Below are 21,812 nucleotides of genomic sequence, written 5' to 3'. Positions count from 1 at the left end.
CTTGGCGCGGATTGCCTGTGGATCATTTGCGACCGTTCCCTAATCCCCGGCTAGGCGGCCGCCAGCAGTGCCGTCTCTTCCTTGAACGAAAAGCGTTCATGGCTGCATAAGGTGTCGCGTCGCTGACTGCGCGACAGCTCGAGCGTCAATAGGCTGTCCTCGGGGAAGGCGGGGCTGAGCTCCAGCCGGAGATATTCGAACAGCTGCCGGTCATGCACCGCGATCAGCACTTGGCGGCCATGCTCCTTCGATAGGGTTCTGAGCAGCGCCGCGAAATGGGCGATATGGACATCGTCCATGGACTGCACGGGATCGTCGAGGATCAGCCAGGGCAGCTCCTTCGGCACTGACAGGTGTAGCGCGATGAAAAGCGTCAGCGCAGCGGTATTGAGATTGCCGGCGCTGAGCATCGCGCCCGGCGTGCCGCCTGCCTCGCCGCCATAACGATGCTCGGTGATGAGCTTGGGCTGCAGCCGCTGTGTACCCGATGGCGGAATGCGGAAAGCCGGGACGAATGGTTCGCTCGGTGCCAGCCGAACGAAGAGATCGCGCCACAAGAAATTCAGCCGGTCGTTGAATTCGCGCCGGATGATCGCCGAGCGTACCCGATCGACGGCGTTGCGAATGGCGATGCCTTCGTCGCGGAGCGCCTGGGACCGGGTGAGCGCGCTGTCGGCGCGGCGCCACGCCGCCATGTCCTTGCCAATGCCAGCGTCGATCTCGGCGCGCCGCGCTAGGGCGGTACGGATCGACGCGACGCGTTCCAGCCCCTCGCGGCGCATCGTCACGCGGTCGCCGAGCCGCTTGTTCTCGGCCATGAGCCTAAGCTCAAGCCGCCCCGCCGCTGCCTCGAATGTTTCGCCTTCGCCCGGCCCGGCCGCGCCGAGCGCACGTGCGAACGTCCCGAGTGTCTCCCGCGCGCCGAGCAGCGCCGCGGTGCGCGATTGTGCCTCGGTGACGGCCCGACGCGCCACCACATCCTCACCGCGCAGCCTGCCACCTTCGCGAAAGGCATCCGCCAGGCCTTCCAGCTCCGTGACAGCGGCATCTAGATCGGCTGCCCGCCGATCGAGATCAGCCAGCGCCTTCGGATCGAGGATACGCGAGGTCAACGCCTCGATCTCGCGCTCCAGCCGTTCGACACTCAATTGCACCTCGCTGCGCGAGCGGCCGAGCGCCAGCAACCGTTCGGCAGATCCAGAGAGTCGCCGCACCTTGGCGTGGACATGCTCGCCGAGCGTGCCCTTGCCTTCCTCGCTGAAATTCCGGTCGCAGACGGGGCAGATCTCATCGTTCAGGAAGCTGGCCAGTTCGGCCAGCGCCGAGGCGAGGCTCCCGGAATCGCTAGAGATCGAGCCGACTTCCGCATCGATCGTGTTGCGCTGCTCCAGTGCCGTATCGCGCTCTGACTGCGCGGCCGCGCGGCGGGCGCTGTCAACGCGCGCCTGGGCTGCCCGGTCGGACACGGCCTTGGTCGCCGCGCGCAGCTGGACGAGCGCCTCATCTGGGAACCGGCCAAGGTCGCCCGGCAGTGATGCCTGTGGCAGCAGTTGCTCTACCCGGATGCGCATTGCGGAGACCCGGGTGCCATCGCCGGTCTCCCACCGCTGATAGGCGGCCGCCGCGCCGTCGGCATCGGGAAGCGTCGCCGCTCCTTGGGCGCTTCCCTGCGCTTGGGCGATTTCGCGTTTGATCGCGCCGAGCTGGCGCACCTGATCGAGAAGCGCTTCCAACGCCGTCTCATCGGTCTTGTCCTCGAGTGCGGCGGTCAGTGCGTCGAGCGCCGCTTCGTCGGCACCCAGGTCGGGCGCAATCTGAACCGCAATCGCCTTCAGCCGCTCGAACTCCGCCGCCAGGCTCTCGGCAACGGTGGCTCTTGTATTGCGTTGGCCTTCGAGCAGCCGTTCGAGCCGTGTCTTTTCGGTCTCGGCGCCACTCCAGCCGTCCACAACCTTGCGAACGTTGCGAATATCGACCAGCGGCTTGAGCCCCGCTTCCAGGGCGTCGAGCCGGTCTAGTCCGAGCAGCTTGCCGACGAACCTGGCGAGCGGAGAGTCCGCGCCCGAGCCCGATTCCTGGTAGATCTGCAGCAGCTGCCCGAGTAGCGATTGGGGCAGATAGGCCCGTTCGCTGAAGAATGCCGCGAGCCGCTGCTCGAGCTTTCCGACCGCCGTCGCGCCACCGGCATCGAGCCGTGTCTCGAAGCTTTGCTCGCCCGCTTCGCCGGACGTCTTAACCAGGACGCTGCCGCTGGTAGCCGAGCGATGCAACAGCTGCTTTGCATAGCCGGCATCAGCCCGGTGCAAGGACTGCACGCTGCCGGTGAGCGCCAGCTCGATCGCTGAGAGCAGGCTCGTCTTGCCCGCGCCATTCTCACCATGAATGAGCACGACCTTGGCGTCCAGCGGCGCATAGACATGGCCGCGAATGCTCCGGAAGTTGGTGATGTCGAGTTCCCTGAGGATAGACCCAGTCATAAGGGTTGCACCCCCTCATCGCCGCGGAACGGCGCGCCGACGGCAAGCCCGGCCGCGTCCGTGACGGCTTGCTCACCCTGTTCCGACGCTATGATCACCGCGTTGAGTAACGCCTTGTTGGTCGCCGGCAGCGCGCGCACCAGCTGCTCTACCGCGGGTCCGTTTCCATCTTGGCTCTCGGCTGTCCCTTCGGGAAGCCGCAGCGGGAGCAGCACGCGAATCTGGTCCTCTAGCTGCCGCATTGCCACGTCGTCGGCTGGCTTGCCATCGGCACCGATCGCGACGCCTTCGACCTGCAGCACGCGGCAGGTCTCGGCGAGCGCCTCCACCGTTTCTGCGAGTAGCGCGCCCGCGAGGATCGCCGTCACGACATAGCGCGACCCCGTGACATCAAGCGCCCGGCTGAGCGCTTCGACACGCTGGCGCACCCGCGCCGCTTCCCGGTCGCCGAAATCGCCGGTGGTCGTGTCGAACAGCAGGATGAGATCAAGCGCCCGCGCTTCATGGCCCCGCATGGCCGCAGTGAAGGCAAACTCGACGCCTGCGATCCGGAACGGCGTCGTGATGTCACGATACCCGGCCTCGCGAAGCCGCTCCTGGATAGCGTGAACGAGTGGTGCCGCACTCACAGGATCAACTCCGAGACAAACGCCTGTTGCAGCGCATCCACATTATCGCACTGTTCGACCAGATAGCCGAGGCTGATATGCGTGGTTCCGACATGTCCGGTCCGGCCGGGCGCGCTGCGGACCCGTCGCGCGCTCCCCGTCGCGCTCACCATCCTGTGCCAAGCGTCATCGCCATGAACGACGATAGCATTATCGTTGACGAAAGCACCTTGGCTCTGCAGCGCGATCGCGTCGGTCGCCGATTTCACGAGAAATACCGGTCGTTCGACTGCGCCCGGATGCGTCGCTGTCGCGCGCAGCGCGCCTGCGCCCGGCTCAGGGCCTGCCGGTGCATCAAGCGTCCAATGACCCGTGGTTATGCCGTGCTGCAGCAGGGCCAGCCCGACCGCGAGGCGGCCAAGCCCCATTGCCTGCGCGTTCGCGTCCCCGGCGACTAGATAGGGCGGGAGCGCGCTGAGCGCCTCATAGGCGTCAGGTGCGGCGGGAAGGGCGCCCGTTCTGAAGATCGACAACAGGCGCGACCAAAGCGCAATCCCTTCGACCGTGGCCCGGGTGCGGCTCTCATCGGCAGGATCGACCGTTGCCAAGTCTGCCACCGCGTCGCGAAGCGCGTGCAGCGAGTTGGTTAGAGGTACGGCCAACGGGTTCTTGCCGGCGTCGTCGAGAAACAACGTCATGAAGCCCACAAGCTTCGCCGCCAGCAGCTTCAGAACGAGCGCGATCAGCACTTGTTCGGCCCACGCGCGCAAGTGCGAACTCGCATGGATATCGTCGACATTGTCGTTGTAGGCGTCGCCATAGACGATGCGCAGGACGTCGCGCTGGCCCTGCTTGATCGTGTCTTCGCAGAAGACATGCGCTGCAGCCTGCGGCGCGCAGGGCCAAGGCCATGGATTGACCTGCTTCGCGCGCGAGAAGACGCTTTGGAGATTATTGTCCTGGATCGACAGGCCGAGTACCAGCGCCTTCTGATTGGTCGCGATATTGACCACCGCGTTGCACATGGCGGCGAATTGTCCAGCTTCCGGCCACTCCATGATCTGCGTGCGGCTACCGGTCAGATATTGCCGGAACACGAGTGGTTCCTGCGTTGCGTAACGTATGCATCCGTGGAATTTGAGCAGCTGAGCCCTGCCCGGCGGCTCGCGCATCTGGTTGGGATCGACCACGACCTGCAGCACGCCAGCCAGCCTGTTGCTGAGCCGTTCGACTGCGGCCTCGATAAACCCGTCCCAGTTGGCGGACGCGACGGTGCGGACCGCCCCCTCAAGTATAAGGATCGCGATGCACAAATGCTGCGCGGCGGGCGGCGCCGGGTTCGCGAAGGCATCGCGAATGTCTATCGCGTTCCACAGGATGAAGTCGTTTGCTTGCCCAGGAACGCGGATGTCCAACACCCGAGAATAATTGTTCCACGCACCATCGATGATCGCGCCGCGCTCGGGCCAGGTCGCGAAGGGTTCCGTGAATCGGTGCTCGAGCGCGGCGGGGTCCTGACCTCCCAACTCGACCGCTTCCCTGAGCGCGGGGAGATAGGTAGCGGCGGTCGCGGGCTCGACCGCGCGCACGCGCAGATATTCGATAGCGCGGGCGATCAGTATTCCGAGATCCGGCGCGCGCCGCGATATCCCCGAACCAACCCATAAAGCGAACTCGCCATTTTCGATAGCGCGCGCCACTGCGGCGAAATCGGCCTCGAATCTGGCGATCACTTCGCGGACGGTTATCTGAGTGGCGGTTGGCGCCAGCGCCACGGCTGAGATTCTCCCCCATGCGGTTTGCTCGCATCTATTTGGCAACACTAAGCAAGGTCTTGTCCTTGTCCAGTGTGCAAAACTGCGTGTTCTTCCTGCACGAGGTGCGCTTGTTGATCTTTCTGCCTGAACCGCAAGCCCGCCCATCTAGTGTCCAGCCCAATAGTTTCGACGCGAGGCACCTGCTCGCACGGGAGTCCGTTCAGATGTTCCCGTTTTGTTTACTATATTGCAAGAAGAATCCGTACGGGCTCGCTTTCGCGCGACATCGCTGATTCCTGTCAAAGACCGCCCCTCTGAAACCGGAATTCATCTCTTCGCGCCCTGAGACCACGTCACCGAACATCCTGCCACGCGCAAGCCGCGCTGCCGTAAAATCTGAAAATCAGATCTCACGCGCTCCGTGCCTGCCGTTCATTGGCATCGTCCAATTGCCCGGGGCCTGCGCGGCGGGTAGTTGCAGGTCCACGCTTGTCAGGCAGAAAGGGCGCCATGGACGGTCAGAGGCTCCGCGAATTCTGGAATCAGGAAGTCAGCGCGCTCTTGGCCGTGTACCGGCAATTTGAAACGCTGCTGCCGCACCCTGTCACGGAAGGGGCGGAGCATCGGGGCGAGGATGGCCGCTACGTTGAGGTCTTGATACGCAGCTATCTCCAGAAATACCTGCCCAGAGATCTCGAGGTTCTCACCGGCTTCGTACTGCGGCCGGCCGTAAAAACCGGAAAGAACGACCGCGCCAGATCAAAGGACACGGACGCGCACTCAAGCCAGCTGGACATCATCGTTTATGACACGGGCACCTATCCGGTGTTTCAGCGTATGGGCGACACGGTGATCGTTCCGCCAGAGGGCGTAGTAGCCGTTCTGTCCGTCAAGAAGAAGCTTCGAGGCGCGGACATCGCCGCGGAGTGTAAGGCCCTGCTGAATGTCTCGCATATCTGCCGCTGTGATCAGGGCAAACCCGAGCAACGGCGCCGCGGACCCTTTCTGGCGTTAGTCGGCGCGGCCGCCGAGCTGGCCGACAGCGCCGTGGCCAAGGAAAAACAGATCTTCCAAAAACTGGAGGAGATCTACACGCCGCCTGTCACCTTCGACGACATGGTCGGCTTCATCGGTGACCTATCGGGGTGGCACGTCTTCAAAGCGAGGCCGCCGGAAAAGATCACGGAGCAGAACAAGAAGGCCAAATACCGCTATTTGGAGCAGACTGAGGAGCACCTGCACCACGGCTTCCAGTTCCTGCTGTCGGGCATTCTATCGGTCTATTACGATGAAACCCGGCGCAATATCAGGCGGCCTGGATATACGGCCTTTCCCAAAATGCCGGCAACCCACCTGGGTGATATCCCATTCAGCGAGCTTCGGTGAAGGGTGCCATCAGAGCGATCCTGCAGCCTGAAGTTGCCGAAGCGCGGACGAGCGGCAAGCGCCCAACGAAAAGGGGCCGCCCTGATCCAGAGCGGCCCCTAGCCCGGTTTTTTCCAATATTAGCCGTCAGGAGTGACCGGAAACACACTTTGGCTATCTCGCTGGCAAGGTGCAAACTTGCCTTCGTGGGCCAGATGGTGACGCCTGCGGAATAGTTCAAGAGTGCGTCTCGGGCAATTTGTTGCCGGTAGGCGCCGCCTTCGAGCATTCGTCGAAACTCGCGGTTGAACTCCAGCGCGATTGTTCTGATGACCGCTTTCGGAAACCTTCGTTGGGTGACTGCACGACCGACTTGAAGGCGCGAATCAGGCTTTAGCCCATGTGCGAGGTGGCGTCCGCGCACGCTCCCAATGGTCCGGAACAATCCGTGAAAATCCGCCGATTTCCAGCTACGGTTTTGCAGTAAATTTGCAGTAAGTTGCAATTCTTGCAACTGCATAACCGGCTAAGTCGTTGAAATCGCTGGTGACCCCTACGGGACTCGAACCCGTGTTTTCGCCGTGAGAGGGCGACGTCCTAGACCGCTAGACGAAGGGGCCGTGATTCAGCGGAGCGGCGCACTTAGAGGGGGGTGGCGGATACGTCAAGCGCGCTGATCGCCCCTCAGGAACGTTGCGCCCAAATCGCGCGCTGCTAACCTCGCGCGCCATGAAGACCTTCACCTTCGCCCTTGCCGGGCTCCTGATCGCCGCTCCCGCCACCGCCCGTCAGCTCACCATCGACGATGTGACCCTGCTGTCGCGTGTCTCCGCGCCCGTCGTCTCCAAGGACGGCCGCTGGCTGGTGTGGCAGCAGCGCGAGACCGACCTCGCCGCCAACCGCGGCCGCTTCGACATCTGGCGGCTCGACCTCAAGGCCAAGGGCGCCAGGCCCGAGAAGATCCTGGGCGAGGCCGACGTCAACGAGACCTCGCCCGAGTTCGGCCCCGACGGCACGCTCTACTTCCAGTCGGACAAGGGCGGCGAGGACAATGTCTGGGCGCTCGCGTCGGCAGGCGGCGCACGGCAGGTCACGCAGCTCAAGGGCGGGATCGGCGGCTTCAAGCTCGCGCCGACCGGCGACAAGCTGCTGGTCTGGGCCGATCGCAAGCCGGGCGCACCGAGCCTGGAGCCGCCGATGGAGAAGAAGGACCCGAATGCGGGATCCGGCCGCACCTATGACCAGCTGTTCGTCCGCCATTGGGATACATGGGCCGACGGCACGCGCTCGCAGCTCTTCGTCGTGCCGCTCACCGGCGGCAACGGCACGCCGATCGTCGGCACGCTCATCGGCGACACGCCGTCCAAGCCGTTCGGCGGCGGCGAGGAGCTGGCCTGGTCGCCGGACGGCAGGACCGTCTATTTCGCGCTGCGCGAAGCGGGGCGGATCGAGCCGACGTCGACGAACCTCGACGTCTTCTCGGCCCCGGCGGACGGATCGGCGCCGCCGACCAATCTCACCGCCGACAACGACGCGACCGACAATCTCCCGGCGGTGTCGCCCGACGGCAAATGGCTCGCCTGGGCGGCGATGAAGCGGCCGACCTATGAAGCCGATCGCATGGTGCTGATGCTGCGCAACATCGCCACCGGCGAGGTGCGCGCGCTGACCGAGGGCTGGGACCGTTCGGTGAGCTCGATCGCCTGGTCGCCGGACTCCAAACGGCTCTACGTGACCGCCGACGACACGCAGGAGGTGCCGGTATTCGCCGTCGACCGCGCGACCGGCAAGGTGACCCGGCTGACCCAGCAGGGCCATGTCGCCGCCGTGGTGCCGAGCGCGGGCGGCGCGGTGCTCCAGATCGACAGCCTGGTCGAGCCGGGCGACTTCTACTGGTGGAGCGGGAAAGGCGCGCCGAAGCGCCTCACCTCGGTCAATGCCGACAAGCTGGCCGGGGTCGATTGGCCGGCCGTCACCCGCTTCAGCTTCACCGGCGCCAACAACGACACCGTCTGGGGCTATGCGGTGAAACCCGCCGGCAGCACCGGCAAGGTGCCGATCGCCTATATGGTCCATGGCGGGCCGCAGGGATCGAGCAACAACAGCTGGTCCTATCGCTGGAATCCGGCGGTGTTCGCGGGCGCCGGCTACGGCCTGGTCGCGGTCGATTTCCATGGGAGCACCGGCTACGGCCAGGCCTTCACCGACGCGATCCGCAACAACTGGGGCGGCTGGCCGCTCGAGGATTTGCAGAAGGGCCTCGCCGCCGCGACCGCCAGGTTCGACTGGCTCGACGCCGACAATGCCTGCGCGCTCGGCGCCAGCTACGGCGGCTATATGATGAACTGGATCGAGGGCAACTGGCCCGACCGGTTCAAATGCATCGTGCAGCACGACGGCGTGTTCGACGCCCGCGCCATGGCCTATGAGACCGAGGAGCTGTGGTTCGACGAGTGGGAGCACGGCGGCAAGGCTTACTTCGAGGACCCCGAGGCCTTCGAGAAATGGAACCCCGTCAATCACGTCGCCAAGTGGAAGACGCCGATGCTGGTGGTGACCGGCGAGAAGGACTTCCGCATCCCGTATACGCAGGGCATCGCCAGCTTCACCGCACTCCAGCGCCGCGACATCCCCTCGCGGCTGGTGGTGTTCCCGGACGAGAACCATTGGGTGCTGAAGCCGAGGAACAGCCGGCAATGGTACCGCGAAGTGCTCGGCTGGCTTGGCAAGTGGACGGGGAAGACGGGGGCGCAGTGACCTATTTAAGCCCCTCCCCTTCAGGGGAGGGGTTGGGGGTGGGGGGAGGTCTCACCGAGACTCCCGCCTGCCGCACTGCCCCAACCCCTCCCCTGAAGGGGAGGGGCTTGATTTGATCATTCCCCATACCCCCCAAACGCCCGCGCATCGACCACCGCATCGATCAGCGCCTCGTCGCGGGGGATGTTGCCGCTCAGCATCAGCACCGCGAGCCCATGGACCAGCGCCCAGGCGCGCATCGCGATCGTGCGCACCTTGAACTCGCTCGCCCCCTCCCCCGCCAGCCGCGCGGCATAGGCGCGCAGCAGCCGCGCCGCCTCGTCGTCCTTGTCCGGCGTCAGCGCCAGCGGATCGGCCGGCGCCGGGGCGCTCAGCATCAGCCGGAACAATGCCGGATGATCGAGCGCGAAGCGGACATAGGCCCGCCCCATCGCCTCGAACTCGTCGAGCACGTCCCCCTTCCCCACCGCCGCCGCACGCTGCGCCTGGCCGAGCCTGTCGTAGGCGGCATGGGCCAGCGCCTTCCGCAACGCCTCCTTGTCTGGAAAGTGGCGGTACACGGCAGTCGCGCTCACCCCCACCATGCGCGCCATCTCGCGCAGCGACAGGTCGTCGCTCTCGCGTTCCTCCAGCATCCGCAGCCCCGCTTCCACCAGCGCGGCACGCAGGTCGCCGTGGTGATAGCCGCGCTTCGCCGCATCGCTCGCCGTCGTCATGTTGACACTGTTACCATTATCGCTCATGTTTACACCATCAACATCAACCATGCGAGTCGCACCATGGCAAGCTCCGTCGAAACATTGATCCGAGGCGCCATCACCAAGGGGATGGAGGCCGTCGCCGAGTTCAACCGTAAGCGCTTGCCCGAAGCGGACAAGCCGCACCCGTTCCTCACCGGCATCCACGCGCCGATGAGCGAGGAGAAGACGATCCGCGAGCTGCCGGTCACCGGCACCATCCCCGCCGCGCTCGACGGCCGCTACCTTCGCATCGGCCCCAACCCCGTCGATCCCGATCCCAAGGGCTATCACTGGTTCGTCGGCGACGGCATGGTCCACGGTATCCGCGTCGAGGGCGGCAAGGCGCTGTGGTACAAGAACCGCTGGATCCGCTCGCACCGGGTCGGCGAGAAGCGCGGCGTCGATCCCGCTCCCGGGCCGCGGCACGGCAATTTCGACACGGTCAACACCAACGTCGTCGGCATCGCCGGCCGCACCTACGCGCTGGTCGAGGCGGGCAGCTATCCGGTCGAGCTCGCCGACGATCTCGAGGAGCAGACCTACAATCCCTTCGACGATACGCTGGTGGGCAGCTTCAGCGCCCATCCGCACCGCGATCCGGCGACCGGCGAATGGCACGCGATCGCCTATGAAGCGACCCGGCCCGACGAGGTGCGCCATGTCGTGCTCGATGCCGAGGGCCAGGTGATCCGCGAGCTGCCGATCGCGGTGAAGCACGGCCCGTCGATCCACGATTGCGCGATCACCGAACATTATGTGCTGGTGCTCGACCTGCCCGTCACCTTCTCGATGAAGGCGCTGATCGGCGGGCACGGCTTCCCCTATCGCTGGAATCCCGAGCATCAGGCGCGGATCGGCCTGCTGCCGCGCGCCGGCACGGCGGAGGACATCGTCTGGATCGACCTCGATCCGCTCTACATCTTCCATGTCGCCAATGCCTATGAGGACGATGGCAAGGTGGTGCTCGACGCGGTCACCTACGCCACCATGTTCGACGACGATCCCAAGGGGCCGAACGCGGTGCCGCTCGGGCTCGAGCGGCTGACGCTCGACCCGGTGACGCGCAGCGCCACACGGCGGATGATCGACCCGACGCCGCAGGAATTCCCGCGTCCCGACGAACGCCGCTTCGGCCGGCGCTATCGCTACGCCTATACGCTGGGCGTGCCGCAAAGCTCGGAAGGGTTCATCGGCGATACGCGGCTCTACAAGCACGATCTCGATGCCGGCACGCGCCAGACGCATGATTTCGGTGAAGGCCGCTACCCGGGCGAGTTCGTGTTCGTCCCAGCTTCTGCCGAGGCGGCGGAGGACGAAGGCTGGCTGATCGGCCTGGTGGTCGACCTTCCGAACGAAACGACCGACCTCGTCATCCTCGATGCGCAGGATTTCGAGAAAGAACCGCAGGCCAGCATCCGCGTCCCCCACCGCGTTCCACCAGGCTTCCACGGCAATTGGGTGGCGAGCTAGCAAACACTGTCCCTCTCCCTCTGAGAGAGGGAAGGCGGGAGGGTGAGGGTGACCAGGGCCTGATCCATCCGGCGTGAAGCAGCTGTTCCCCGGCGAAGGCCGGGCCCAGCTGCAAGCGGTTCGAGACTGGCCCCCGGCCTTCGCCGGGGAACAGATTCAAACTGGCTGAATTCCACTCTAGGGCGATCGACATTCAGATCGGCGGAAAGCGCAGCCCCTTTTATCCTCCCCCGCCAGGGGGAGGTGGCACGCGAAGCGTGACGGAGGGGGAGGAAGCACGCCGATAGTTTGTCGCCATCCTCCCCCTCGTCAGTCCCCGCCTTCGCGGGGACTGACACCTCCCCCTGGCGGGGGAGGATTGAACGTCGATCCGACTCTAGGCCAGCGAGGGCGCCCTCACCCTCCCTCGGCTCCGCCCAAGCGGGTCTCTCCCTATCCGGCAAGGCGCCTCGGGAAGGGGCTTGCAATGTAGGATTTCCCCTGCTCGTTTGACGCGCTCCGGCACCTCACGGCCGGCCGCTCTTTGATCCCGTTCATCCCGACAATCGCCGGAGGCAACGCCCTCTCGACGTCAAGGGCGCAGGTGCCGCGCACCTGTCGCTCAGCCGTCGCGCCGACGTCGCCTACATGGAGCTGAGATGGCGCGCATGTGTGACCCAACTGTCGCGTCGGCGTCGCGCCAGTGTCGCGTTGGTGGCGCATCGGCGGCGCGCTGGTGTCGCGTCCGTGTCGCATCCCTGCGGCGTTCCTGCCGCGTTGCCGTCGCGTTCCCTCGGAGCCGCTCGCAACACCGCGTCCCGCGTCAATTTAGTCAACATTTCTCCGGCGCCAGCGTTCGCCTTACCCAGTCCGGGAAATTTTCCTTGCACCTCATTACCCCATCGGGGTAAGCGCGCCGGCATGACGACTCTCGCCGGTGCCAAGATCCGCCGCTTCCGCGAAGACCGCGGCCTCACCCGGGCCGCGTTCGGCGCCTGGTATGATTCGCCGGGCAGCACCGTCCAGGGCTGGGAGGAAGACGGCAAGCGCGCCAGTCCCAAGATCGTCAACCAGATCGCCGCCAACGGCATCGCCGATCACGCCGACTGGTTCGTGAGCGTGACGCAGGAGAATGACATGGCCCAATGGTCCCCCGACAGCTGGACGGCGCACGAGGCGCGCCAGCTTCCGATCTATCCCGACCAGGCGGCGCTTGATGCCGTGACCGGCCAGCTTGCCAGCTATCCGCCGCTGGTGTTCGCGGGCGAGGCGCGCAACCTCACCGCCGACCTGGCGGACGTGGCCGCCGGCCGCGCCTTCCTGCTCCAGGGTGGCGACTGCGCGGAGAGCTTCGCCGAGTTCCATCCGAACAACATCCGCGACACCTTCCGCGTCATCCTGCAGATGGCGGTGGTGCTGACCTTCGCCTCCAAGCTGCCGATCGTGAAGGTCGGCCGCATGGCGGGCCAGTTCGCCAAGCCGCGTTCGGCCGACACCGAAGTGCAGGACGGCGTCGAGCTGCCCAGCTACCGCGGCGACAACGTCAACGACATCGCCTTCACGCCGGAGGCGCGCACACCCGATCCGCAGCGGCTGATCCAGGGCTATCTCCAGTCGGCGGCGACGCTCAACCTGCTGCGCGCCTTCTCGACCGGCGGCTATGCCGACCTCCATCAGGTCCATCGCTGGACGCACGACTTCATGGGCCGCAGCCCCTGGGCGCAGCGCTATTCGGAAATGGCCGACCGCATCGGCGAGGCGCTCGAGTTCATGGCCGCCTGCGGCATCGATTCGGAACGCGTGCCGCAGCTCGCCGCGACCAACTTCTACACCAGCCACGAAGCGCTGCTGCTTCCCTATGAGCAGGCGCTCACCCGGCAGGATTCGCTGACCGGGGACTGGTACGACACCAGCGCGCACTTCCTGTGGATCGGCGACCGCACCCGCTTCGAGGGCTCGGCGCACGTCGAGTTCCTGCGCGGCATCGGCAATCCGATCGGCGTGAAATGCGGCCCCAGCCTGGAGCCGGACGTGCTGCTGAAGCTGCTCGACACGCTCAACCCGTCGCGCACGCCGGGGCGGATCACGCTGATCACCCGCTACGGCCACGACAAGATCGAGGCCGGGCTGCCGAAGCTCGTCCGCGCGGTGCAGCGTGAAGGCCATCCGGTGGTGTGGAGCTGCGACCCGATGCACGGCAACACGATCAAGGCGGCGACCGGCTACAAGACCCGCCCGTTCGAGCGCATCCTCGCCGAAGTGCGCGGCTTCTTCGCGGTGCACCGCGCCGAGGGCAGCTTCGCCGGCGGCATCCATGCCGAGATGACCGGGCAGAACGTCACCGAGTGCACCGGCGGCGCGGTGGCGGTGACCGAACAGGGCCTCGCCGACCGCTACCATACCCACTGCGATCCGCGCCTCAACGCGGGCCAGAGCCTGGAGCTGGCATTCCTGCTGGCGGAGATGCTGAACGCGGAGCTCTCGGAGCGAAGACAGGCGGCCGCCTGAGAATAGTCGGAAGCTCTCACGGCCACGTTACGGCGGCTTAATACAAGTGGTTAGGATGATCCGCCCGCAAGCCGATAAACTTCCTAGAATTATTTGTTGCGTCCTGTGCAATCCGAAATCATAACCTAGCCAAAAGGGGGGGGGTGAACTTGGTGCTTTGAGGAGGAGCATCCATGCGCACCCGCCTGTATCCCGTTCTCTTGCGTCCGAGGCTTGCCTCTTCGCTCTGGCTCGCGAGCGCCAGCCTGACGGCCATTGCGCTGTCTTCCACCCAGGCCCGGGCGGACTGCACGCCGGCGCCGACGGCGGGCAACGACGTGATCACCTGCACCGCGGCGGCGCCCAATCCTTCGACGCCGCCGGCCAACCTTCAGGCGGGCGACGACACGATCAACCTCCAGGGCGGAACGCTCAACGGCTCCATCACCGGCTCCACCGGTAACGACACCTTCAACCTGACCGGCGCCGCGGTGAACGGCACCTTGTTCGGCGGCGAGGATTCCGGCTCCACCAGCGATGACATCTTCAACCTGAGCGCCGGATCGGCCGGCGACGGCACAGAGGCGATCGTCGGCGAGCGCGGCAACGACACGATCAACATCGGCGGGACGGTCGTGCTCAACGGCCGCGTCTCGGGCAGCCAGGGCGCCGATGTCATCACCATGACCGGCGGCACGGTGAACGGCAACATCGCCGGGGAAGGCCAGACCTTCTTCCCGGGCACCGGCGCAAGCGATGCCGATACGATCACGCTGAGCGGCGGCACCGTCACCGGATCGGTGAGCGGCAACGACGGCAACGACAGCATCACGCTCGACGGCGCGACGGTGAACGGGACGCTGACCGGCGACGCCGGCGACGATGTGATCGCGGTGCAGTCCGGCTCGACCGCGGGCGTCTCCGGCGGCGACGGCGCCGACCAGATCACCGTCTCCGGCGGCAGCGCCGGGGCGCTCAACGGCGGCGTCGGCAACGACCAGTTCACCATCACCGGCGGCACGGTCGCGAGCGTCACCGATGCGGTCGGCAACAACACGCTGACGCTGCCCGCGGGCAGCACGGGCGTGATCACGGGCAACGTCGGCTTCGGCGATGGCCGCGATACCATCACCATGGCCGGCGGCGAGATCCAGGGCACGGTCAGCCAGGGCAATGGCATCGACACGCTGAACCTGTCCGGCGGCACCATCAACGAGGTCTTCCAGGGCGGCGATCTCGACCAGGCGAACATCTCCGGCGGGCGCATCATCAACGGGCTCAGCGACGGCGATTTCGTGACGATCACCGGCGGACGGATCGGCTTCGTCGACATGAACATCGCCAACAATGTCGTCACCATGTCGGGCGGTCAGATCGACGGCGACCTCAGCGCCAGCTTCCAGAACGATACGCTCAACCTCTCGGGCGGCACGATCGGCGGGAGCGTCAACTTCGGGCGCGGCGCCAATGTCATCAACATGACCGGCGGCGCGATCGCCGGCACGATCAACACCGGCGACGGCATCGACACCTATACGATCAGCGGCGGTTCGACCGCCGGGGTCAATGCCGGTGCGGGCAACGACGTGATCGGCCTCTCCGGCACCGGAAGCGCCGGCTTCCTCAACGGCGAGGCCGGGGCGGACGCCATCACTGTCTCCGGCGGCACGGTGACCACGGTGGACGGCGGCGCGGACGACGACGCCATTACCATCAGCGGTGGCACGGTCACCACCGCGCTCGGCGGCGCCGGCAACGATGCGCTGGCCGTCTCGGGCGGTACGGCGGCGACGCTCGACGGCGGCGACGGCAACGATGCCTATACCGTGTCGGGCGGCAGCGTGACGGCGATCACCGACCTGCTCGGCAACAGCACATTGACCATGCCGGCAGGCGGCACCGGCACGATCGCCGACGTCACCTTTGGCGCCGGCACCGACAGTATCGACGTCGCCGGCGGCCAGATCACCGGCACCGCCAGCCTCGGCGACGGCGTCGATACCTATACCCAATCGGGCGGCACCGTCGCGACGGTCTCGCTCGGCGCCGGTGCGGACGTCGCGACGGTCTCTGGCGGTACGCTCGCCAGCCTCGGCGGCGACGATGGCGACGACCAGCTCGCCGTCAGCGGCGGTACGGTCACCGATGTCCTCGGCGGGCTCGGCAATGATGCGCTGACGGTCTCCGGCGGCGCGGTGACGACGCTCGACGGCGGCGACGGCGATGACGCCTATACCGTTTCCGGCGGCACCGTTGCCGATATCACCGATCTTGCCGGCAACAACAGCCTGACCATGCCGGCGGGCGGTACCGGCTCGATCACCGACGTGACCTTCGGCGCAGGCACCGACAGCATTAACGTCGCCAGCGGCCAGATCACCGGCACCGCCAGCCTCGGCGACGGGATCGACACCTACACCCAATCGGGTGGCGCCGTTGCCACGGTCTCGCTCGGTGCAGGCGACGATACGGCGACCATCTCCGGCGGCACACTCACGGCCATCAACGGAGGCGACGGCAACGATCAATATACCGTCTCCGGAGGCACCGTCGGCACCTTCACGGACCTGGCGGGCAACAACACGCTGACGCTGCCCGCAGGCGGTACGGGTACGATCACGGGCAACGTCACCTTCGGCGCGGGCGTCGATACGGTGAACGTCGCCTCGGGCCAGATCCAGGGATCGGTGATCCAGGGCGACGGCGAGGATGTGCTGACCGTGTCGGGCGGCGAGATCAACGAGGTCTTCCAGGGCGGCGGGCTCGACACCGCCACCATCTCGGGCGGGCGGATCGTCAACGGCCTGGAGGATGGCGATTTCGTGACGATCACCGGCGGGCGGATCGGCTTCGTCGACATGAACATCGCCAACAACGTCGTCACCATGTCGGGCGGGCAGATCGACGGCGACCTGCTGGCCAGTTTCCAGAACGACACGCTGAATCTTTCCGGCGGCACGATCGGCGGCAACGTCAACTTCGGGCGCGGCGCCAATGTGATCAACATGACGGGCGGTACGGTCGTCGGCACCATCACCACCGGCGACGGTGTCGACACCTACACCGTCTCGGGCGGCTCGACGGCCGGCATCAACGCCGGCGCCGGCAACGACAGCATCGCGCTGTCAGGCGCGGGCAGCGTGGGCATGATCAACGCGGGTGACGGCGACGATGCCTTCAGCTGGACCGGCGGGACGCTCGGCAGCTTCAATGGCGGCATCGGCAGTGACACCGCACTGGTCACCGGCGGGGCGGACCTCTCGCAGCTGACTCTGCTCGACGGCGGCGACGATGCGAGCGCTGCCGACGGCTGGGTCGACGTGCTGACCTTCCAGGGCGTCTCGGCGAGCCTGCCGACCCTCACCAACTGGGAGCAGACCAACCTCACCCAGAACACCCACATCGCCATCACGCCTGGCGGTGCCGATTTCGGCGACGGCAACGTCTCGATCGACGAGACGTCGAGCGTGACGGGCGGCACGGACGCCGGCGGCGAAGTGCACGTCGGCGGCGACCTCGACAACGCCGGCGAGGTCGTGAGCGAGGCGCCGGTCGACGTGGTCGTGGACGGCAATCTCGACAACAGCGGCACGATCGATCCGGGCGGCGGCAGCCTCACCGTCGATGGCGAGACCCAGAACAGCGGCACGATCACCTCGGAAACCCCGGTCGATATCGCCACCGGCAGCCTGGACAACAGCGGCACCATCGACCTGCCGAGCGGCGGCACGATCACCGTCACGGACGACGTCGTGAACACCGCGGACATCACCGCCGATGCCCCGACCGTGATCGACATCGGCGGCGACCTCAACAACAGCGGCACGATCGACCCGAGCGGCGGCAGCCTCGCCGTCGACGGCGCAATCGAGAACAGCGGTACGATCACCTCGGAGACGCCGGTCGACATCGCGGCGGGCTCGCTCGACAACAGCGGCACCGTTGATCTCGCTGGCGGCGGCACGATCGACGTCACCAACGATGTCGTGAACACCGACGAGATCAAGACCGAGGCGCCTGTCGCCATCGACATCGGCGGCAATCTCGACAATCGCGGCACCACCGATATCGGCGGAGGCGGCACCGTCGACGTCGGCGGCAACCTCACCAACGGCGGCGACCTAATCGTCTCGGACGGCGGGACCGCCATCACCGTCGACGGCAACGTCGTCAACGACGGCACCATCGATCTCAACGGCCCCGGCAACACGCTCGACGTCGGCGGCAACCTCACCAACAACGACACGATCGACGTGACCGACAGCGACGCGGTGGTCACCGTCGACGGCACGCTCACCAATCAGGGCGTCATCGCCGGAGGTGGCGGCGCCGCGGTGATCGATACCGGCCAGGGCCTGGTCAACAACGGCACCATCGACTTGACCGGCGGCGGTGCGGGCGACAGCCTGACCATCGTCGGGAACGTGACCGGCAACGGCACGGTCCTCGTCGATACCGACATCAGCGCCACCGGCGGCACCGCCGACACGGTGACAGTCGAAGGCACGCTCGGCGGCACGGTCGATACCGCGATCAACAATATTGGCGGACCGATCACCTCGCCGCCGCAGGAAGGCTCCGGCGCGACGATCATCACGGCGACGGGCGGCTCCAACGCCACCTTCACCCTCAACGAGCCGTTCGGTTATGCCGCGATCGGCCCGTGGCGGTACGAGCTGGCCCAAAACGGCGGCGAGGTCCGGCTGGCGCCGCGCTTCGACGAGGAGGACGGAGCCCCCCTCGCCGCGTTCACGCCTTCCGCGGCCGGCGCCACCGTCGCGCCGGAGGCAGTGCTCGGGATCACCGACATGCTGCTCCCCCACATCCGCGAGCGCGAAGGCCAGGCGCTGATCTCCAGCCACGGCCTCAGCGGCTGGATGCGGATCGAGGGAAGCCGCAGCCAACTCGACGGAAAGGATTATCGCGTCGGCTATCGCCAGCGCACCGGCATCGCCCAGATCGGCTTCGGCGTCGCTGAGCCCTCGTCCAATGGCGACATGCTGATGATCGGCGGCACGGCCGGATTGGCCCGCGGCGACTGGCATCCGCGCCTGCGTAGCGCCCGTGCCGATCTTGATGTCGATGGCTACGCCTTCGGCCTCTACGCGACCTGGTTCGAGAAGGCCGACCAATCGGGCGGCTGGTACGTCGACTTCGTGACCCAGATGGGCATATTCGATTTCGATCTCAAAATCCCGGCGGCGCGCATCGCCAAATATGACGGGAACAGCCTCGCCGGGTCGCTGGAGGTCGGCTATATCCTGCAGGCGGGCGGCTGGCGGATCGAGCCCAAGGCGCGCTTCACCTATCTCTCCAGCGACGTTGATGGCTTCCTGGGCGCGGACGGCCTGCAGGCGCAGGCCAACCGGAACGACCGTTACCGCGGTCGGCTCGCGGTGCGCGCATCGAGCGACATGCCGATGGGGAACATGGTGCTGACGCCCGCCGTGACCCTGGGCGTGTCCTACGACCTCAAGCGCGACCGCGGCGTGCTCGCCGGGTTCGACAGCCTCGAAGCCAACAGCCCGCGCACGGTGGCGGAGGGCTCCGCTGGCGTCAGCCTGCGCCTCGGCAACGGCTCGATGCTCTTCGCCGAAGGTCAGGGACGGCTCGGAAGCGACTATTGGCAGGCAGGCGTGCGGGGCGGCGTCAGCTTCCGCTGGTAGCCAGCTTGCCGATTGGAGCGGCGCGGCGAGGACGCGCCGCTCCCGAACGCGCCATCGCAGCCAAAACCGCTCCAGCGGTGGAAATTCTTCGCGCCCCACCCTACCATGTGTCTGTGAGCGAAGAATTTTCCCTGGAAACCGACGACATCACCGAAGAGCGGTTGAAGGCGCTGGTCGAGCGTTTCTACGATCGCGTGCGCCAGGACCCGCTGATCGGTCCGGTGTTCAACGACGCGATCGAGGATTGGCCGGAGCACCTCGAAAAGCTCCAGGCATTCTGGTCGTCAGTGATGCTGTCGAGCGGCCGCTACAAGGGCCGCCCGCTGCCGGTTCACGCCAGGCACGGCGAGAGGATCTCGGCCGCCTCGTTCGACCGCTGGCTCACGCTCTGGCGTGAAACGACCGAGCAGATGATGCCGCCGTGCGCGGCCGCGGCCATGCAGGAAAAGGCCGCGCGCATCGCCGAGAGCCTATCGCTAGGCATCGCTTTTTGCGCGGGGCGAAGGGACCGGGCTGCTTCATGTCCGCCAGTAATCGATGGAAACTCGCCGCCGATCATTGCGATGTCCCAATCGGCCGCCGAGAAACCGCGGCATTTCAAGGTAGTGCTCCCTACAGGAGGCACCGTATGACATTGATAAACAAATAGAGATTTTCTTCATTGAACGTGGTGCCATCGGGAGCACCATTGGATATCTTCGTATGGTATCGCTCCGAGCTGGGAGGGGATCGGCGCGGTGCCGATCGCGGTGGCGATGCCCTGGCGCATCTCGCGCCGGTCGACGCTCATCTGCCGGTCGAGCTGGGCCAGCGCGCGCGGCCCGAAATCGGAGAGCGCAAGATTGCCCGATGCGTCCGAGGTCACATAGCGCAGATCGCCCGATTGCGCTGCCCGATCACCGCGACCGACTGAACTTCCGGCAGGCGAACCGGGCGCCGGATCGCTGTGAGGGCACGAAGTCGCCTGTGACCAAACTTTCGGATCCATCAGCGGAGGCCTGAGCGTCCGATCTCGAAGGTTGAGAGAAGGGCACCAATTAGCTCTTGCGTATTCCGTTGTGCAGCGCATCATTGCGGTGCGGCGACGGAGGGCGGATGGGCTTTTTCGAGATGACCGATCGGTCGGGTGCGGTGCGGTCCTGCTACGCTCAGGTCCAGCGCTGGGTCGACGAGGTCGGCATCGACGGGCTCCAATTGCGCCTTAAAGAGGCCGAGACGATCTTCCGGCGCATCGGCATCACCTTCGCGGTTTATGGAGAAGGCGGCGACCCGGAGCGGCTGATTCCGTTCGACCTGCTGCCGCGGATTTTCTCGGCTGCGGAATGGCGCGTGCTCGACCGCGGTATCCGGCAGCGGGCGCGGGCGCTCAACGCGTTCCTGTACGACGTCTATCACCGCGGCGAGATCATCCGCGCGGGAGTCGTGCCGGGCGAGCTCGTGTATCGGAATCGCGCGTTCGAGCCGGAAATGATCGGCTTCGACCCGCCGGGACGCGTCTACAGCCATATCGTCGGCATCGACATCATCCGCACCGACGAGGACGGCTTCCAGGTGCTGGAGGACAATTGCCGCACGCCCTCCGGCGTCAGCTACATGCTCGAGAATCGCGAGATCATGCAGCGCATGTTCCCCGAGCTGTTCGCGTCGACCCGTGTAGCCCCGGTCGACTCCTACCCCAACGACCTGCTCGCGACGCTCAAGGAAGTGGCCCCGGCAGGCGCCGGCAGCGATCCGACGGTGGTCGTGCTGACGCCGGGCTCGTTCAACTCGGCCTATTACGAGCACAGCTTCCTCGCCGACCTGATGGGCGTCGAGCTGGTCGAGCCAATGGACCTCTATGTCGACGACGACAAGGTGTGGATGAAGACCACCCACGGTCCGAAGCGCGTCGACGTGATCTATCGGCGGATCGACGACGACTTCATCGATCCCCTCACCTTCCGGCCCGATTCCATGCTCGGCGTGGCCGGCCTGTTCGGCGCCTATCGCGCGGGCGGCGTCACCCTGTGCTCGGCACCCGGCGCAGGCATTGCCGACGACAAGGCGATCTATCTGTTCGTGCCGGACATGATCCGCTTCTACCTTTCCGAAGCGCCGATCCTGCAGAACGTGCCGACCTGGCGGTGCGCGCTGCCCGACGAATGCGCCTATGTGGTCGAGCATCTCCACGAACTTGTCGCCAAGGAGGTGCACGGCTCGGGCGGCTACGGCATGTTGATCGGCCCGAAGGCGACCCGGGCGGAGATCGCCGCCTATGCCGAGCGGATCCGGGCCGCCCCCGCCGACTTCATCGCCCAGCCGACGCTGGACCTTTCGACCGCCCCGGTGCTGGGCACGAGGGAGATCGTCGGACGTCATGTCGACTTCCGGCCCTATTGCCTGGTCGGCAAGCGGATGCGCCTCGCCCCGGGCGGGCTGACGCGCGTGGCGCTGACCGAGGGGTCGCTCGTCGTCAATTCATCGCAGGGCGGCGGCGTCAAGGACACCTGGGTGCTGGACGACTGAC

General features: G+C 66.1%; 12 protein-coding genes and 1 tRNA gene. 7 read left to right on the top strand and 6 right to left on the bottom strand.

Going from position 1 to position 21,812, the window contains the following annotated elements:
• Positions 1–50 precede the first annotated feature (50 nt).
• The 3 genes from LZK98_RS09345 to LZK98_RS09335 are packed head-to-tail and all read right to left on the bottom strand — an operon-like array spanning position 51 to position 4,860.
• Positions 51–2,477: an AAA family ATPase gene (locus LZK98_RS09345; protein WP_233786270.1), complete on the bottom strand. Its 2,427-nt coding sequence runs from the start codon at positions 2,475–2,477 to the stop codon at positions 51–53.
• Entirely contained in the window at positions 2,474–3,106 is a 633-nt protein-coding gene (locus LZK98_RS09340) for a hypothetical protein (RefSeq protein WP_233786269.1), read from the bottom strand. The genes LZK98_RS09345 and LZK98_RS09340 overlap by 4 nt, the downstream gene beginning before the upstream one ends.
• Positions 3,103–4,860, bottom strand: coding sequence for an SIR2 family protein (locus LZK98_RS09335; RefSeq protein WP_233786268.1), 1,758 nt, complete (start codon positions 4,858–4,860; stop codon positions 3,103–3,105). The genes LZK98_RS09340 and LZK98_RS09335 overlap by 4 nt, the downstream gene beginning before the upstream one ends.
• Before the next feature lie 492 nt (positions 4,861–5,352).
• Between LZK98_RS09335 and LZK98_RS09330 the strand changes: the two genes are divergently transcribed.
• A complete protein-coding gene (locus LZK98_RS09330; protein WP_233786267.1) occupies positions 5,353–6,228 on the top strand; it encodes a DUF6602 domain-containing protein in 876 nt (291 codons plus the stop codon).
• Between the two features lie 523 nt (positions 6,229–6,751).
• On the opposite strand, the gene LZK98_RS09325 is transcribed toward LZK98_RS09330, so the two are convergent.
• A tRNA-Glu gene (locus LZK98_RS09325) sits at positions 6,752–6,827 on the bottom strand.
• 109 nt (positions 6,828–6,936) lie between these two features.
• Between LZK98_RS09325 and LZK98_RS09320 the strand changes: the two genes are divergently transcribed.
• Positions 6,937–8,964, top strand: a complete 2,028-nt coding sequence (locus tag LZK98_RS09320) for a S9 family peptidase (protein ID WP_233786266.1) — start codon at positions 6,937–6,939, stop codon at positions 8,962–8,964.
• A gap of 116 nt (positions 8,965–9,080) precedes the next feature.
• Here the strand turns inward: LZK98_RS09320 and LZK98_RS09315 are convergent, their stop codons facing one another.
• Complete coding sequence (locus tag LZK98_RS09315) at positions 9,081–9,680, bottom strand: TetR/AcrR family transcriptional regulator (RefSeq protein ID WP_233786265.1); 600 nt, start codon at positions 9,678–9,680, stop codon at positions 9,081–9,083.
• A gap of 63 nt (positions 9,681–9,743) precedes the next feature.
• On the opposite strand from LZK98_RS09315, the gene LZK98_RS09310 reads away from it, so the two are divergent.
• The 4 genes from LZK98_RS09310 (at position 9,744) to LZK98_RS09295 (ending at position 19,938) form a co-directional block, all read left to right on the top strand.
• On the top strand, positions 9,744–11,174 hold the full coding sequence (locus LZK98_RS09310) for an 8'-apo-carotenoid 13,14-cleaving dioxygenase (RefSeq protein ID WP_233786264.1): 1,431 nt from the start codon (positions 9,744–9,746) through the stop codon (positions 11,172–11,174).
• 1,116 nt (positions 11,175–12,290) lie between these two features.
• On the top strand, positions 12,291–13,661 hold the full coding sequence (locus tag LZK98_RS09305) for a class II 3-deoxy-7-phosphoheptulonate synthase (RefSeq protein WP_233786543.1): 1,371 nt from the start codon (positions 12,291–12,293) through the stop codon (positions 13,659–13,661).
• Between the two features lie 173 nt (positions 13,662–13,834).
• A complete protein-coding gene (locus LZK98_RS09300; protein WP_233786263.1) occupies positions 13,835–19,306 on the top strand; it encodes an autotransporter outer membrane beta-barrel domain-containing protein in 5,472 nt (1,823 codons plus the stop codon).
• 131 nt (positions 19,307–19,437) lie between these two features.
• Positions 19,438–19,938, top strand: a complete 501-nt coding sequence (locus LZK98_RS09295; RefSeq protein WP_406694184.1) for a group III truncated hemoglobin — start codon at positions 19,438–19,440, stop codon at positions 19,936–19,938.
• A gap of 26 nt (positions 19,939–19,964) precedes the next feature.
• On the opposite strand, the gene LZK98_RS09290 is transcribed toward LZK98_RS09295, so the two are convergent.
• Entirely contained in the window at positions 19,965–20,294 is a 330-nt protein-coding gene (locus tag LZK98_RS09290) for a hypothetical protein (RefSeq protein ID WP_233786261.1), read from the bottom strand.
• 107 nt (positions 20,295–20,401) lie between these two features.
• Here LZK98_RS09290 and LZK98_RS09285 point away from each other — a divergent pair, with 107 nt between their 5' ends.
• Entirely contained in the window at positions 20,402–21,811 is a 1,410-nt protein-coding gene (locus tag LZK98_RS09285; RefSeq protein WP_233786260.1) for a circularly permuted type 2 ATP-grasp protein, read from the top strand.
• Position 21,812: the final 1 nt, after the last annotated feature.

The sequence above is a fragment of the Sphingomonas cannabina genome (assembly GCF_021391395.1).
GTDB classification, from domain to species: Bacteria; Pseudomonadota; Alphaproteobacteria; order Sphingomonadales; family Sphingomonadaceae; genus Sphingomonas; species Sphingomonas cannabina.
This window is presented reverse-complemented; position numbering and strand designations above follow the sequence as displayed.